The sequence below is a fragment of the uncultured Maricaulis sp. genome (assembly GCF_963976135.1).
In the GTDB taxonomy this organism is placed as follows: domain Bacteria; phylum Pseudomonadota; class Alphaproteobacteria; order Caulobacterales; family Maricaulaceae; genus Maricaulis.
On the sequence record NZ_CAXBKN010000081.1, the window covers coordinates 1 to 13,941 of the forward strand.

The 13,941-nt window shown below is 64.8% G+C and carries 14 protein-coding genes; 5 read left to right on the plus strand and 9 right to left on the minus strand.

Features of this window, described 5'->3' with window-relative positions:
- The 5 genes from glyS to AAC023_RS11040 all read right to left on the minus strand — a co-directional run.
- Positions 1 to 1,004 (minus strand): glycine--tRNA ligase subunit beta (gene glyS, locus AAC023_RS11020; RefSeq protein WP_339741192.1); only part of this gene is annotated, 1,004 nt, incomplete at its 3' end.
- Positions 1,005 to 1,018: 14 nt separating this feature from the next.
- Positions 1,019 to 1,477, minus strand: coding sequence for a GFA family protein (locus AAC023_RS11025; protein ID WP_339741194.1), 459 nt, complete (start codon positions 1,475 to 1,477; stop codon positions 1,019 to 1,021).
- Complete coding sequence (locus AAC023_RS11030; protein ID WP_339741196.1) at positions 1,477 to 2,367, minus strand: glycine--tRNA ligase subunit alpha; 891 nt, start codon at positions 2,365 to 2,367, stop codon at positions 1,477 to 1,479. The genes AAC023_RS11025 and AAC023_RS11030 overlap by 1 nt, the downstream gene beginning before the upstream one ends.
- A 121-nt stretch (positions 2,368 to 2,488) precedes the next feature.
- Positions 2,489 to 3,226: a methyltransferase gene (locus AAC023_RS11035; protein ID WP_339741199.1), complete on the minus strand. Its 738-nt coding sequence runs from the start codon at positions 3,224 to 3,226 to the stop codon at positions 2,489 to 2,491.
- Positions 3,223 to 3,438 (minus strand): DUF2007 domain-containing protein, encoded by a 216-nt coding sequence (locus AAC023_RS11040; RefSeq protein WP_339741211.1) that lies wholly within the window; start codon positions 3,436 to 3,438, stop codon positions 3,223 to 3,225. The genes AAC023_RS11035 and AAC023_RS11040 overlap by 4 nt, the downstream gene beginning before the upstream one ends.
- A 146-nt stretch (positions 3,439 to 3,584) precedes the next feature.
- Between AAC023_RS11040 and AAC023_RS11045 the strand changes: the two genes are divergently transcribed.
- The gene (locus AAC023_RS11045; RefSeq protein ID WP_339741201.1) at positions 3,585 to 4,580 is read left to right on the plus strand and encodes a polyprenyl synthetase family protein; all 996 of its coding nucleotides are present in this window, start codon (positions 3,585 to 3,587) and stop codon (positions 4,578 to 4,580) included.
- A gap of 20 nt (positions 4,581 to 4,600) precedes the next feature.
- Here the strand turns inward: AAC023_RS11045 and AAC023_RS11050 are convergent, their stop codons facing one another.
- The 4 genes from AAC023_RS11050 to AAC023_RS11065 are packed head-to-tail and all read right to left on the minus strand — an operon-like array spanning position 4,601 to position 9,891.
- Positions 4,601 to 5,611 carry a hypothetical protein gene (locus AAC023_RS11050; protein WP_339741202.1) on the minus strand — a complete coding sequence of 337 codons (1,011 nt, stop codon included), beginning with the start codon at positions 5,609 to 5,611 and terminating at the stop codon, positions 4,601 to 4,603.
- Complete coding sequence (locus AAC023_RS11055; protein ID WP_339741203.1) at positions 5,604 to 6,476, minus strand: 4-(cytidine 5'-diphospho)-2-C-methyl-D-erythritol kinase; 873 nt, start codon at positions 6,474 to 6,476, stop codon at positions 5,604 to 5,606. The genes AAC023_RS11050 and AAC023_RS11055 overlap by 8 nt, the downstream gene beginning before the upstream one ends.
- The gene (locus tag AAC023_RS11060; RefSeq protein WP_339741204.1) at positions 6,473 to 8,164 is read right to left on the minus strand and encodes a tetratricopeptide repeat protein; all 1,692 of its coding nucleotides are present in this window, start codon (positions 8,162 to 8,164) and stop codon (positions 6,473 to 6,475) included. The genes AAC023_RS11055 and AAC023_RS11060 overlap by 4 nt, the downstream gene beginning before the upstream one ends.
- Positions 8,165 to 8,217: 53 nt before the next feature.
- Entirely contained in the window at positions 8,218 to 9,891 is a 1,674-nt protein-coding gene (locus tag AAC023_RS11065) for an electron transfer flavoprotein-ubiquinone oxidoreductase (RefSeq protein ID WP_339741205.1), read from the minus strand.
- 165 nt (positions 9,892 to 10,056) lie between these two features.
- On the opposite strand from AAC023_RS11065, the gene AAC023_RS11070 reads away from it, so the two are divergent.
- The 4 genes from AAC023_RS11070 to AAC023_RS11085 all read left to right on the plus strand — a co-directional run.
- Positions 10,057 to 10,887 (plus strand): uracil-DNA glycosylase, encoded by an 831-nt coding sequence (locus AAC023_RS11070; RefSeq protein ID WP_339741206.1) that lies wholly within the window; start codon positions 10,057 to 10,059, stop codon positions 10,885 to 10,887.
- Positions 10,888 to 10,989: 102 nt separating this feature from the next.
- Positions 10,990 to 12,096 carry a PA0069 family radical SAM protein gene (locus AAC023_RS11075; RefSeq protein ID WP_339741207.1) on the plus strand — a complete coding sequence of 369 codons (1,107 nt, stop codon included), beginning with the start codon at positions 10,990 to 10,992 and terminating at the stop codon, positions 12,094 to 12,096.
- A 51-nt stretch (positions 12,097 to 12,147) separates the two neighbouring features.
- The gene (locus AAC023_RS11080; protein ID WP_339741209.1) at positions 12,148 to 12,750 is read left to right on the plus strand and encodes a ribonuclease HII; all 603 of its coding nucleotides are present in this window, start codon (positions 12,148 to 12,150) and stop codon (positions 12,748 to 12,750) included.
- Between the two features lie 175 nt (positions 12,751 to 12,925).
- Positions 12,926 to 13,941 (plus strand): site-specific DNA-methyltransferase (locus AAC023_RS11085; protein ID WP_339741210.1); only part of this gene is annotated, 1,016 nt, incomplete at its 3' end.

A 13,941-nucleotide genomic window follows, 5' to 3' on the forward strand; every position in this document is an offset into this window, starting at 1 on the left:
TTGCGGTCATTATCCCAGAAATGCCGGGCATCAGAGAGCCTTGCCGAGAGCACGCGCGCATTGCCCGCCGCGATGGCCTTGCCGCCATCCGGGGCGGCCTGGTTGGCGACAACGACGAAATGAGCCGCCAGACCGTCTTCGCCCGGCTTGCGCACGGCGAAGTATTTCTGGTGCGTCTTCATCGTCAGGGTGATGACTTCCGGCGGCAGATCGAGGAAATCGGGATCCATCTTGCCCAGAAGCGGCACCGGCCATTCGGCCAGGCCTGCGACCTCATGCAGCAGGCCGGCATCCTCGACCAGTTCCAGACCGGCGTCCTGGCAGACCTTGCGGGCGCCGGCGAGAATGATCGCCTCGCGGTCCTCGCGCTGCTGTACGACATGGCCCTCTTCGCGCAGGACCTTGGTGTAGTGCGCGAAATCACGGACCTCGAACGGGCCCGGCCCATGGCGGCGATGGCCTTCGGTAATGTTGGACGCGGCAATGCCAAAGACGTCGAACGGCACGACAGATCCGTCGAACAGGCAGAGCAGGCGATGCACCGGACGCACCCAGCGCTGCAGTTTCTCGCCCTCGCCGAATTTCATCGATTTGGGCCAGGGGAATTCCTTCATCACCGCCGGAATCGCCTCGGCGACGACATCGACCGTCGCGCGGCCCGGCTTTTCGATGATGGCGACCCAGAACTGGCCCTTCTTGTCGTCGCGCTTCTCGCAGCCCTCGAGACTGTCCAGCCCGGCACCGCGCAGGAAGCCCTGGACGGCCTTCTCCGGCGCATCGGTGCGCGGACCCTTGCGCTCTTCGCGGACATCTTCGGTCTTGAGCGGCAGGCCGGTCATGGCCAGGCCGAGACGGCGCGGCCCGGCAAATGTGGTCAGCGTCTCCCAGGCCAGCCCGGCGGCCTTGAGGCGTTCACCCAGCAGGCGGGCCAGATCGGCCTCGGCACGCGCCTGCATGCGGGCGGGAATTTCCTCGCAGAAGATTTCAAACAGGAGTTCAGACATCAAATGCGTTCCGTTCAGGCATGTTCTTGGGAGGACCAGCGTTCCATGAGGGCGAAATAGCCGTCATCGGGCGCGTTTTCATAGATCAGGTCATCATCGCGGAATGTGACCCAGTCCTGGGCGCTGCGCACCCAGATATGGCCGACCGGGCGCAGACGGGCGCGATCGTCGAGTGTGCCGGCCTTGAGCGAGAGCGCCGGTTTGCCCTCGGTGTCATGGGCGATACGCGTGCCGCAGGCATCGCAGAACAGGCCCATCTTGGCGCTCTTGCTGCCGGTTTCCATCGCAAAGGCGGTCGGCGCGCCCTTGAGGAAGCGCAAGCCGTCGCGCTCGACCAGCATCGACATGCCGAAGGCGCTCGAGGATTGCTGCTGGCACGCCGTGCAATGGCAGCAATACAGCGTCATCGGCTGTCTGGTGATCTCGTAGCGAATGGCGCCGCACTGGCAGCCACCGCGCATGGGGAGTTTCATCACGCTGCGCCTTCAAACATTACCCGTTCCGACGCCACCCAGGCATCGGCACAGCCCTTGGCCAGTTCGCGCACGCGCCCGATCCAGCTGGCGCGTTCGGCGACCGAAATCGCGCCGCGGGCATCGACCAGGTTGAAGATGTGCGAGGCCTTGAGACAGAAATCATAGGCCGGCAGCGGCAGCGGTTTTTCCAGCGCCAGCAGGGCCTTGCACTGACCGGCCGCGTCCTCGAACCAGCGCGTCAGCATGTCGACATCGGCATGTTCGAAATTGAAGGCGGAGAATTGCCGCTCGGCTTCCTGGAAAATGTCGCCATAGCTCAGCCCGGCGCCGTTGAAGTCGAGATCATAGACATTGTCGACGCCCTGGACATACATCGCCAGCCGTTCGAGCCCATAGGTCAGCTCGCCGGAAACGAGATCGACATCCTGGCCGCCAACCTGCTGGAAATAGGTGAACTGGCTGACTTCCATCCCGTCACACCAGACTTCCCAGCCCAGCCCCCAGGCGCCCACCGTCGGGTTTTCCCAATCATCCTCGACGAAGCGGACATCATGCAGATCGCGATCAATCCCGATCGCATCGAGCGAGCCGAGATAGAGCTCCTGCAGATTGTCCGGACAAGGCTTCAGCAGGACCTGGAATTGATAGTAATGCTGCAGCCGGTTGGGGTTTTCGCCATAGCGGCCATCGCCGGGACGGCGCGAAGGCTGGACATAGGCCGCACTCCACGGCCTTGGGCCCAGCGAGCGCAGCGTCGTCGCCGGATGCAGCGTGCCCGCACCGACTTCGACATCATAGGGCTGAAGGATAGCGCAGCCATGGCTGGCCCAGTAGTGCTGCAGACGCAGGATGAGGTCCTGGAAGGACGGCGCTTTGTCGGCGGCCATGGCAATTTTCCCGTCAAATCGAATGTCGGCTTGAATTGGCGCGGACACTAGGCAAGCGCGCCGCCGTAATCAAGCCGGTGACACCTGATCTTTTTGCGCTGCAACATCGGCGGCCGGCCGCTCACACATCCATCGCGATCAGCGCCTGGCCGCGCATGATGGCGTCGGCCTGGGCGGTATGGGCGGCCTCGCCTTCATCATGCAGGACCAGGGCTGGCAGGATAACCAGCGGCGCCTTGCCGCCGAGCCGCGCGGTGACCAGCACGCGCTTGGCCGGCCGGTCGGCACGGGGATGAACGGGCCGGACAGCGACCGCGCCGAAGCGCGGGGCCAGGGCGGCCAGGATATCGCCCAATGCATCGGCGCGGTGGATCAATGTGACGCGCCCTTTCGGCTCGAGCAGGCGCGCCGCCGCCGCGACCCAGTCGGCCAGGGGCACATCACCGGCCAGCCAGGCGCGCTGTTTCTCCGCCTTGGGCAGGCGCAGCGCCCCGGGGTCGTCGAAATAGGGTGGATTGAAGAAAACCTGGGCCGCCTTCAGCGCCCCCATCGGCGCGGCGATATCGCCCTGGCGCACCCTCACCCGTTCGCCCAGCCGGTTGGCCGCGATATTCTGCGTTGCCAGCTCGACCGCGTCCGGGTCGATTTCCAGGCCGAGAAAACTATTGCCCGTCATGCGCTGCGCCGCACACAGCAGGGCCGCACCCGGCCCACAGCCAAATTCAACGAGCAATTCGCCCGGCTTCGCTGCCAGGCTGGCCGCCAGCAGAACGGCATCCATGCCGGCGCGATAGCCCCGGGCCGACTGGCGCAATTCCACCCGGCCGTCGAGCAGGCGATCAAGCGTGGTCTCGCTCATTCTTCCTCCGGCAGGGCTTCGGCGAGCAAACGCAGCGCCTCACCCTCGTCTTCATCGACCACCATCAGCCGCCGCTTGATGAAAGGCAGCCCGCCGCCATACAGGGTCGACATGCCCTCATCGAGCACAACGCCTTCAATTCCCGCATCATTCAGCAGGCTCTGCGCATAGGACAGCCGCACCGGATCATTGGTTCTCAGGACCTCTTTCATATCGGGCACGAACTCCTGTGCTGAATTGCCACCGACAAGGCCGCTTGCCGGGCATGGCGGGGATTTCTATTGTCATCAGGTTTCTACGAGCTTCAAGGGAAACTCCAGGCGTGGACAGCATTGTGAAAGTGAAAGCGACCGCTCGCATGCCCGAACCGGCAGAGCTCAACGCCGCCGAACGCCTCGCCACGCTTGCTTTCGACGATATGCGCCGGGTCGATGCGCTGATTCTTGACCGGCTGCAGAGCCATGTGACCCTGATCCCCGAACTGGCGCGCTATCTGATCGAGGCGGGCGGCAAGCGCGTGCGCCCGATGATCACCATTGCCGCGGCCAATATGATTGGCTGCCGCGACGAGGCGCCGATCAAGCTCGCCGCCGCTGTCGAATTCATTCACACCGCCACCCTGCTGCATGATGATGTGGTCGATGAGAGCGGCATGCGGCGCGGCAAGGCCGCCGCCAATCTCGTCTGGGGCAATGCCTCCAGCGTGCTGGTCGGCGATTTCCTGTTTGCGCGGTCCTTCTCCCTGATGGTCGAAGCCGGCTCGATGAAGGCACTCGGTGTGCTCTCGGCCGCCGCCTCGACGATTGCCGAGGGCGAGGTGCGCCAGCTCGCTGCCGTCAAGGATACCGGCGTTTCGGTCGAGACCTATCTGGAAATCATCGACGCCAAGACCGCGGCCCTGTTTGCCGCCGCCGCCCAGGTTGCCGGCATTGTCGCAGCCCGGCCCATCGTTGAGGAAAAGGCGCTGGAGACCTATGGCCGCGAACTCGGCCTCGCCTTCCAGCTGGTCGATGATGCGCTCGATTATGACGGCGCCGCGGCCAAGCTGGGCAAGTCGGTCGGCGATGATTTCCGCGAAGGCAAGGTCACCCTGCCCGTCGCGCTGAGCATTCTGTCTGCCACTGAGGAACAACGCGCCTTCTGGGACCGGGTGATCGGCCAGCTCGACCAGCGCGACGGCGATTTCGATACCGCCCTGGCCTATATGCGCGAACACAAGGCCATCGAAGCAACGATCGAAGCAGCCCACAACCGGGCCAACAAGGCGCGCCAGGCGCTGGCAATCTTCCCGGCCAATGAATGGCGTCTCGCCCTGGAAGCGCTGGCCAGCTTCGTCGTCACCCGCGCCCACTGACGCGGCCACGGCTTTTCAGCCTATTGTGTGATGTCCTCACCGGCCGCAGCGGCGCGCTGGCGTACGATGCGGTGAAAAACCGTGAAACCGGCCACGCCGATCACGAAGACAGCAAGCTTCAGGCCCGCCGGTCCGGCCGCGCCGATCAGCACCAGCGCACCGCAGACCAGGCTCAGCCCGGCCCAGATCGCCGCGACACGCCGGTGGCTCGAACCGGTGCGGATCAGCAGTTGATAGGCATGCGCCCGGTGCGGCGCGAACAGACGGCGTCCGGCCCGGGCCCGCGCCGCCATCGTCAACAACACATCGCCCAGCAGGGGCAGGATCAGCAGCGCCGCCAGCCAGACCGTTCCGTCAGGCCCGGTCGCCGCCCAGCGCAGCGCCAGCCCGGCAAACAGGACCGAGGCCCCCAGCGCGCCGGCATCGCCGGCAAACAGCGTCCCGCGCGGATGCAGAAGCGGCGCATTCCAGACGGCAAAACCGGCCAGGGCCGCAGCCAGCGCCAGGCTCGCGGGGCCGACATCGCCGCCCCCCGCCAGCCCCAGCACCAGGCAGGCCGGGATCAGGCAGGCCAGGATCAGTCCATCCGAACCATCCATGAAATTGACGGCATTGGCCGTCGTGAAGACCCAAAGGCCCGTCCCCGCCAGACCGATCAGCCAAGGCAGGGCGACACCAAACTCCAGGACCGGACCGGCCACCCCTGCCAGGGCGAGGCTGATCACGGCCAGGATGATGAATTTGGGCGTTTCTGAAAGGGTGAACCAATCGTCGAGCAGGCCCGTCAGCCCCGCGATTCCGCCGCACACGGCCAGCCCCGCCAGCATCGCCCCGTTCGCCGGTGATTGTTCGGGCAGTAACGCCAAGGCCAGGAAAAATCCGGCCAGAATGCCAAGCCCGCCACCGCGCGGTGTCGGCCGCTCATGATTGGAACGCTGGTTGGGACGGTCGATAATCCCGGCACGCCGCATCACCCAGCCGAGCAGGAGCGCCGTGCCGAAGGCCGCAATCAGCGGCAGGGCTTCACGCATGACCACCCTCCCCCAGCTGCGCGGGCACAATCGTCCAGTCGGGCAGAGCGGCCCGCAACAGGCCAGCCGCCTGCATCGCCTCGTCCATGTCCGGGTAAAGTCCGAAACAACTGGCCCCGGATCCGGACATGCGCACCAGGCGGGGCATGCCCGTCGCCGCAATCAATTCCAGCGTCCGGGCGATATCCGGCGCCACGGCAATTGCGGCCGATTGCAGATCATTGGGCTCGGCGGAAAGCCAGCTGGGCAAGGCATCCAGATCGGGCGTCGATTGGATCAATGGCGGCGGGTCGCCGGCATCGAATTGCCGGAAAACATCCGCCGTCGAGACGGGAATACCGGCATTGACGATCACCGCGAAGAGCTGCGGAACATCGCCCAGCAATTCAATCCATTCGCCAATTCCGCGCATTCTCAGGGGCTGCGAATACAGGCAGGCCGGCACATCGGCGCCAAGGCCGAGCGCCAATTGCGCCAGTTTTTCCATGGGCCAGTCCAACTGCCAGAGCCGGTTCAACGCGCGCAGGGTCGCTGCCGCATCGGCCGAACCGCCGCCGAGCCCGGCTGAAACCGGGATGAGTTTTTCCAGATGGATCGCAGCGCCGGTCGTAATCCCGGCCGCGGCCTGCAGGGCCCTGGCCGCACGCAAGACCAGATTGGCCTGGTCATTCGCGAGCGCGCGCGATGCCTCACCGGACATGCTGAGCGTCAGGGCCGCAGATGGCTGAACGCTGATTGTATCGCCCCAGTCGGCAAACAGGACGAGGCTGTCGAGCGGATGATAGCCGTCCGCGCGGGCGCGACCGACGCGCAGGGTCAGATTGACCTTGGCCGCAGCGCGCTCGACGATATCGCTGTCAGTCACGGGTTCTCGACCTCGATCGGAATGGATTCAGCAGCCGGCACGCCTGATTGCAGACGCAGGGCAATGCCCTCGCGCTCCGTCTCGTCGGGTTCGAGGTCAAGCGTCCGGCGCCACTGGAAGCCGGCTTCAAGCCGCCGCCCGACCTGCCAATAGGCATCGCCGAGATGGTAATTGATCGTGGCATTGCCCGGATCCAGCGCCGCGGCGCGCTCGAGTTCGCTGACCGCAGCATCATACTGGCCGAGGCGGTAATGCGCCCAGCCGAGGCTGTCGACGATATTGCCCTGTTCCGGCTCCAGCTCGGCCGCGCGCGACACCATCTCGAAGGCGCGCGAGATATTGACCCCGTGATCAATCCACAGATAGCCCAAATCATTGAGAATTTGCGGCTCATTCGGGGCGACTTCCAGCGCTTCAAGATATGCGGTTTCAGCCACGGACCAGTCCTCATTGCTGTAGAGGCAGGCAGCGCGGAAGTAATAATGCCGCCAGTCATCGGGCTGGCCGGCAGCATGCCGGTCCGTGATGACACCGCGATACAGCTCGGCCGCCTCCTCGCACTGGCTTTGCACCCGCAACAGATCGGCCAGGATGAGGCGCGCCTCGGTATCTCCGGTCTCCTGCACCAGGGCCCGCGCCGACAGCGTCGCCGGCTCTACATTCCCGAGCCGCGCCATCAACCAGATACGGTCGATTTCCGCGGAAGTCTTGAAGGCGCCCGCCGGCACGGCGGCATATTCCGCCAGCGCCAGTTCGGGCAGGCTGATGCGCTGCAGCGTCTCACCAAGCATGACCCGGATCGAGGCATCAACCGGATCGAGGCGTTGCAGCATGCGCAGATAGACCACGGCCAGGTCCATATCCGCCTGCGCTGCAAGGCTCGCGGCCGGTCCGAACGCCGAACGGGCGGCAAATTGTGCGATGCCCGGGCGCGGCGGCGCAGGGCGGCCGGCGCGGGCGCGCTCGGCGGCAAGGCTGATACTGGAATCGAGTGGATTGCCCTCGAGATAGGCCTGGTACAGCTCAAGCGCCTCATCGGGGCGCCGCTGGCGTTCGAGGAAATTGCCGTAGAGCTCGGTCGTCATGCGCGGGAAGGGCGAGCCGAAAACCGCCGCCTGATAGGCGCCATCGGCATCGACCACCCGGCCGGCAGCATCAAACAGCATGGCGCGGTGGATCGGAATGAAAGGGGCCAGGAAACCCGGCGCTGCGAGGTCCTCGGCGCCGGCCAGCGCTTCATCCACGGCACCACTGCCCAGCAGGGCCCACTGGGTCCAGATCTGGGCCAGGAAAGCATTGAACGGCCCGTAATCGGGGGCATTATGCAGGGTATCGAGCGCCTGAACATAGCGCCGGGCGTGGATCTGGTCGACGGTCACATAGAGCCCGGCCAGACGGCTGGGATCACCGGAGGCCTGGCTGGCCACCGCCAATGGCACGGCACGCTCCATCTCGCCGGCCAGAATGGCGGTGATGAAGGCGCGGTCGGTGAGGATCGTATCGCCGGGCATGCGGCGCAGGGCCTCGGCATAATAGTCCGCCGCGCCCCGGGCATCGCGATTGACGCCGGCATGGCGCGCCGCGAGGAAGGCGCCATAGGCCGACGTTTCCTCCTCGGGGACCGAGACACAGGAGGCCATCGCAAGAATGGCCAGGAAAAGCGGCAGGACGCGCAAATGTTTGATCATGGCGTCATGCTCGCTCTCCGCAGGCCCGCGTGCAAGGGCGCAGCACTCATGGCCTACATATTGGCATACATCGGCCCGCCGCCGCCCTCGGGCGTGGTCCAGTTGATATTCTGGTTCGGGTCCTTGATATCGCAGGTCTTGCAGTGGACGCAGTTCTGGGCGTTGATCTGGAAACGCTCTTCGCCGCTGGTTTCATCCTTGATCCACTCATAGACGCCCGCCGGGCAATAGCGGGTCGACGGGCCGGCGAATTCTTCCAGCTCCGAAGCCGTCTGCAGCGCCAGGTCGGCGACCTTGAGATGGACCGGCTGGTCCTCCTCGTGATTGGTGTTGGAGATGAAGACCGAGGACAGGCGATCAAAGGTCAGCACGCCATCGGGCTTGGGGTAGCTGATCGGCTTGTGCTGCGCCGCCGGCTCGAGGCTGGCCGCATCGGTCTTGCCGTGGCCCAGCGTGCCGAAGGGCGACCAACCGCCAAACAGCGTATTGCACCACATATCGATGCCGCCAAACATGACGCCAAACAGGGTGCCGAATTTCGACCAGAGCGGTTTGACATTGCGCACGCGCTTGAGATCCTTGGCGACCCAGGAATTCTCATAGGCTGTCTGATACTCGCTCAGTTCGTCATGGGCGCGGCCCGCCTGGATCGCGGCGAAGGCGGATTCAGCGGCCAGCATGCCGGTCTTCATGGCGTTATGGCTGCCCTTGATGCGCGGCACATTGACGAAGCCGGCCGAACAACCGATCAGCGCGCCGCCGGGGAAGGCGAGTTTCGGCACCGATTGATAGCCACCCTCGGTGATGGCGCGGGCGCCATAGGACAGGCGTTCGCCGCCCTCCAGGGTCGCGCTGATGGCCGGATGCGTCTTGAGACGCTGGAATTCCTCGAAGGGCGAGAGATAGGGATTCTTGTAGTTGAGGTGAACGACGAAACCGATCGAGACCAGGTTCTCGCCATAATGATACATGAAGGAACCGCCGCCGGTCTTGCCGTCGAGCGGCCAGCCCATCGTGTGCTTGACCATGCCGGGCTTGTGGTTCTCCGGCTTCACGCGCCACAGCTCTTTCAGGCCGATGCCGAATTTCTGCGGCTCCTTGCCGGCGGAGAGATCAAAACGCTCGATCAGCTGCTTGGCCAGCGAGCCGCGCACGCCCTCACCGATCAGCGTGTATTTGCCGCGCAGCTCCATGCCCGGCTGATAGCCATCCTTGTGGGAGCCATCGCGCGCCAGACCGAAATCGCCGGTGACCACGCCCTTGATGGCACCGTCTTCCTCGACGAGCGCCGCGGCCGGAAAGCCGGGATAGATCTCGACGCCAAGCGCTTCGGCCTGTTCGCCGAGCCAGCGGCAGACATTGCCGAGCGAGACGATATGGCAGCCATGATTGCTCATCAGCGGCGGGAAAAAGAGGGTCGGCAGGCTGATCGAACCATGATGGCCCAGAACCTCGAAGATATCGGTCTTCACCGGATCATTGATCGGCGCGCCCATATTCTTCCAGTCGGGCAGCAGCTCATTGAGCGCCTTGGGATCGACGACAGCGCCGGACAGGATATGGGCGCCGATCTCGGCACCTTTCTCCAGCACGGCGATCGAGACTTCGGTCCCGGCTTCGGCGGCGAGCTGTTTCAGACGGATCGCAGCGGACAGGCCGGCCGGCCCACCCCCAACGATGACAACGTCATAATCCATGGATTCGCGTTCGATTGCGGTATCAGTCATCGGGCGGCGACCTCTTGTCTCTTCGGATTCAACACATATCCGGCTTGCGGGTATCCGGTCATAGCTTAGGATTGCGCCCGCTTCCAGCGCTTGCCGCGCCGGGACAGAAGATTTGTGACGTTGACGTTCACGTAAGGACCGACCATTTCCACCGCTCCGCTCACAATGCAGGACGAAAAAGCTCTCAAGGCGCTGCTCGCCTGGTGGGAGGATGCGGGTATTGAGCTCGATGAGCCGATCGTGCGGCCCCGGGCGCCTCTGGCACCGAAGGCCGCGCCGCCGCCTCGGGCCAGCACCAGCGAAACCCGTCCGGGCGAGCGCCGCCCGGCAGCCGCAACCGCCGCCTCGGCCAAGGCTGCCGGCTTTGGCGATGCCAAGAGTGAAGGCCCCAGCGCCCGCGAACTGGCGGGCAAGGCGGAGACGCTGGACGCCCTGCGCACGGCGATTGAGGGGTTTCACGGTTGCCCCTTGCGCAATACGGCACGCAATACCGTATTCGCACGTGGCAATCCGGCGGCAAAAATCATGATGATCGGCGAAGCGCCGGGCCGCGACGAGGATATGGAGGGTCAGCCCTTTGTCGGCCCCGCCGGGCATTTGCTCGACCGGATCTTCGCCTCGATCGGCCTGGCACCGGACCAGCTCTACCTGACCAATGTGATCAACTGGCGTCCGCCCGGCAATCGCAGCCCGACCCAGGACGAGATCGCCACCTGCCTGCCCTTCATCGAGCGACATATCGCGCTGATCAAGCCGGACATCCTCGTCCTCGGCGGCGGTATTGCCGCGCAATCCCTGCTCGGGGCCAGCGAGAGCATCACCAAACTGCGTGGCCATTGGGCCGATTATGCCCTGCGCGACGCCGCCGGCGAGCCGACCGGTGCCACCATCCCGGCCCTGCCCACATTCCATCCCGCCTATCTGCTGCGCCGCCCGACGGAAAAGCGCTTCGTCTGGCAGGACATGCTGACGCTGGCTAAACGGCTCGAAGACTGAAAACGCGCATGTGAGACCGAGCGACCGCTCCCATGCGTGGAAAACCTGCGCCTGAATCAATTTTGTTCTTGATTTGTTCCGACGCCGAGTCATACTCCCCTCATGACCGAGCGCCCAGGAGGCTACGCCCTGAATGCCCCAATCCAGACCCCGCCGCCCCGGGGTCGAGGCGCTCGGTCTAACCTTGCCGGACGGTTCGAAGCGACGAGCCGCGAATCCTTCGATGATGGCTGGGGCGATCATGATGACGCGGCGCCAAAACTGGCCACCATTGTCCTGAAGGACACATCGCGCACGATCATCGCGACCAATAAGTCGCCGGACATCGCCTTCGACCAGTCAATCAATCCCTATCGCGGTTGCGAGCATGGCTGCGTCTATTGCTATGCCCGGCCGAGCCATGCCTTTCTCGGCTATTCGCCGGGGCTCGATTTCGAGAGCGTGATTTTCTCCAAGCCTGACGCTGCCGCCCTGCTGGAGGCCGCCTTCAACAAGCCGGGCTATCGTCCGCGTCCGATCATGATCGGGGCGAATACCGATGCCTGGCAGCCGCTCGAGCGCAAGCTGGAGACGACGCGGGAAATCCTCAAGGTCTTCGCCCGCTACAAACATCCGGTCAGCTTCATCACCAAATCGGCGCTGGTGCTGCGCGATCTCGACATCCTCGCACCGATGGCCCGCGCCGGGCTTGTCTCTGGCGCGATCTCGCTGACCACGCTTGACCGCAAGCTGGCGCGAGACCTCGAGCCGCGCGCCGCCGCGCCGCACCGGCGGCTGGAGACCATCAGGGGGCTGAGCGAGGCCGGCATTCCGGTGACGGTGATGATGGCGCCGGTCATTCCCGGTCTCAATGATCACGAGATCGAGGCACTTCTGGACACAGCCGCGGCCGCCGGTGCCAGCCGGGCCGGCTATGTGTTGCTGCGCCTGCCCCTGGAGATCAAGGACCTGTTCCGCGACTGGCTGGCCGACAAGCGCCCGGACGCCGCCGGGCGTGTGCTGTCGCTGCTGCGCCAGATGCGCGGCGGCAAGGATTACGACGCCAGCTGGGGCACACGCGGCCGCGGCACCGGCCCCTATGCCGAACTGATCGCGGCGCGCTTCCGGGCCGCCGTCAAACGCAGCGCTCTGGATGGCGCCCGGCCGGTGGCGGATTTCAACGCATTCGAGCGCCCGCTCGGCACGGCGGTTCAGCCGAGCCTGTTCTGAGCCCGAAGCGGCTCATTGCGGCGCAGGCCGGCAATGGGTAAGCCTGCTGCCATGTCAGCGGACCTCTTCAGCACTTCGAGCGACAAGTTTCCGATCGCCGGTGTCGACGAGGCCGGACGTGGCCCGCTGGCCGGGCCCGTTGTCGCAGCGGCCGTGATCCTCGATCCGGCCCGGCCTGTCGCTGGCCTCGGCGATTCCAAGGCGATTTCCGAGAAACGGCGAACGGCACTCGCGCTGCAGATCCGGCAATTCGCCTGGGTCGGGGTCGGCATTGCCGAGCCGGAGGAAATCGACCGGCTCAACATATTGCAGGCGACGATGACGGCGATGGCGCGGGCCGTGCGCAATCTGCCGCTTATGCCCGGACACATCCTGATCGACGGCAATCGCGTGCCCGAGGGCCTGCCCTGCAGCGCCGAGGCGATCATCAAGGGCGATGCCTCGGAAGCGGCGATTGGCGCCGCCTCGATTATCGCCAAGACGGTCCGCGACGATTTGATGCTGCGCGCGGCGCTGCGTTTTCCCGGATACGGATTTGAGGCGCACAAGGGCTATCCCAGCTCCCTCCATCGCAACGCCCTGATCACGCTCGGCCCTTGCCCGATTCACCGTTTCAGCTATGCGCCGGTCCGCGCGGCACTCGAAAAGCGCTAGACGCAGAATCGGACTCGACGGGCAAATCCGGACTCCATGTGGATAACTTGATTCGTGTTTAACGACCCGTTAGGCCTGAAGGGCTGAGAACTGCCCCTCATGCAGACGAGTGGAGTGGTGCGTTATGGTGAAGTCCCCGATTGATCAGATTCTGGAAGGCGAATGCGTCGAAGTGATGAAATCGCTTCCCGACGCCAGCGTCGATCTCGTCTTCGCCGACCCGCCCTATAATCTCCAGCTCGGCGGCGATCTGCACCGGCCCGACAATTCCAAGGTCGACGCCGTCGACAATGACTGGGACCAGATCGGCGGCTTCGACGATTACGACCTCTTCACCTGGCAGTGGATGGAGCAGGCGCGCCGCGTGCTCAAGCCGAACGGCGCCATCTGGGTGATCGGCAGCTACCACAACATCTTCCGCGTCGGCGGCATCCTCCAGGATGCCGGCTTCTGGGTTCTCAATGACATCATCTGGCGCAAGACCAACCCGATGCCGAATTTCAAGGGCACGCGCTTCACCAATGCGCACGAGACCCTGATCTGGGCGGCCAAGACCAAGGATGGCCGTCCGACCTTCAATTATGCGGCGATGAAGGCCCTCAATGACGGGGTGCAGATGCGCTCTGACTGGTCGCTGCCGATCTGTTCGGGTGGTGAGCGGCTCAAGGGTGATGACGGCAAGAAGGCGCATCCGACGCAAAAGCCGGAATCCCTGCTGCACCGCGTCCTGCTCTCGACCACCAATCCGGGCGATCTCGTCCTCGACCCCTTTTTCGGTACGGGCACGACCGGTGCCGCCGCCAAACGTCTCGGCCGCCATTATATCGGCATCGAGCGCGACGCCGAATATCTGAAAGTCGCCCGCGCCCGCCTCGCTGAAATCCAGCCGGCCAGCCGCGATGCGATGTGCGTCACCCAGTCGCCACGCGCCCAGACGCGCATCCCTTTCGGCACGCTGGTCGAGCGCGGCATGGTGAAGCCGGGCGATACGCTTTATTGCCCCAAGGGCCGCCACACGGCGCGCGTCAGGGCTGACGGGTCAATCATCGCCGGCGAACGTTCCGGCTCGATCCACCAGGTGGGTGCCCAGATCCAGAGCGCACCGTCTTGTAACGGCTGGACTTATTGGCATATCCGCACCAAGCAGGGCCTGGCCCCGATTGATGTGATGCGGGCCGAAGTTCGCGCCAC

Bases quoted from the DNA above. Each gene is read 5' to 3' on its own strand.
- AAC023_RS11045 (WP_339741201.1), top strand. From the start codon at position 3,585: ATGCCCGAACCGGCAGAGCTCAACGCCGCCGAACGCCTCGCCACGCTT.
- AAC023_RS11075 (WP_339741207.1), top strand. From the start codon at position 10,990: ATGACCGAGCGCCCAGGAGGCTACGCCCTGAATGCCCCAATCCAGACC.
- AAC023_RS11035 (WP_339741199.1), bottom strand. From the start codon at position 3,226: ATGAGCGAGACCACGCTTGATCGCCTGCTCGACGGCCGGGTGGAATTG.
- AAC023_RS11030 (WP_339741196.1), bottom strand. From the start codon at position 2,367: ATGGCCGCCGACAAAGCGCCGTCCTTCCAGGACCTCATCCTGCGTCTG.
- AAC023_RS11065 (WP_339741205.1), bottom strand. From the start codon at position 9,891: ATGACTGATACCGCAATCGAACGCGAATCCATGGATTATGACGTTGTC.
- AAC023_RS11080 (WP_339741209.1), top strand. From the start codon at position 12,148: ATGTCAGCGGACCTCTTCAGCACTTCGAGCGACAAGTTTCCGATCGCC.
- AAC023_RS11070 (WP_339741206.1), top strand. From the start codon at position 10,057: ATGCAGGACGAAAAAGCTCTCAAGGCGCTGCTCGCCTGGTGGGAGGAT.
- AAC023_RS11050 (WP_339741202.1), bottom strand. From the start codon at position 5,611: ATGCGTGAAGCCCTGCCGCTGATTGCGGCCTTCGGCACGGCGCTCCTG.
- AAC023_RS11060 (WP_339741204.1), bottom strand. From the start codon at position 8,164: ATGATCAAACATTTGCGCGTCCTGCCGCTTTTCCTGGCCATTCTTGCG.
- AAC023_RS11025 (WP_339741194.1), bottom strand. From the start codon at position 1,477: ATGAAACTCCCCATGCGCGGTGGCTGCCAGTGCGGCGCCATTCGCTAC.
- AAC023_RS11040 (WP_339741211.1), bottom strand. From the start codon at position 3,438: ATGAAAGAGGTCCTGAGAACCAATGATCCGGTGCGGCTGTCCTATGCG.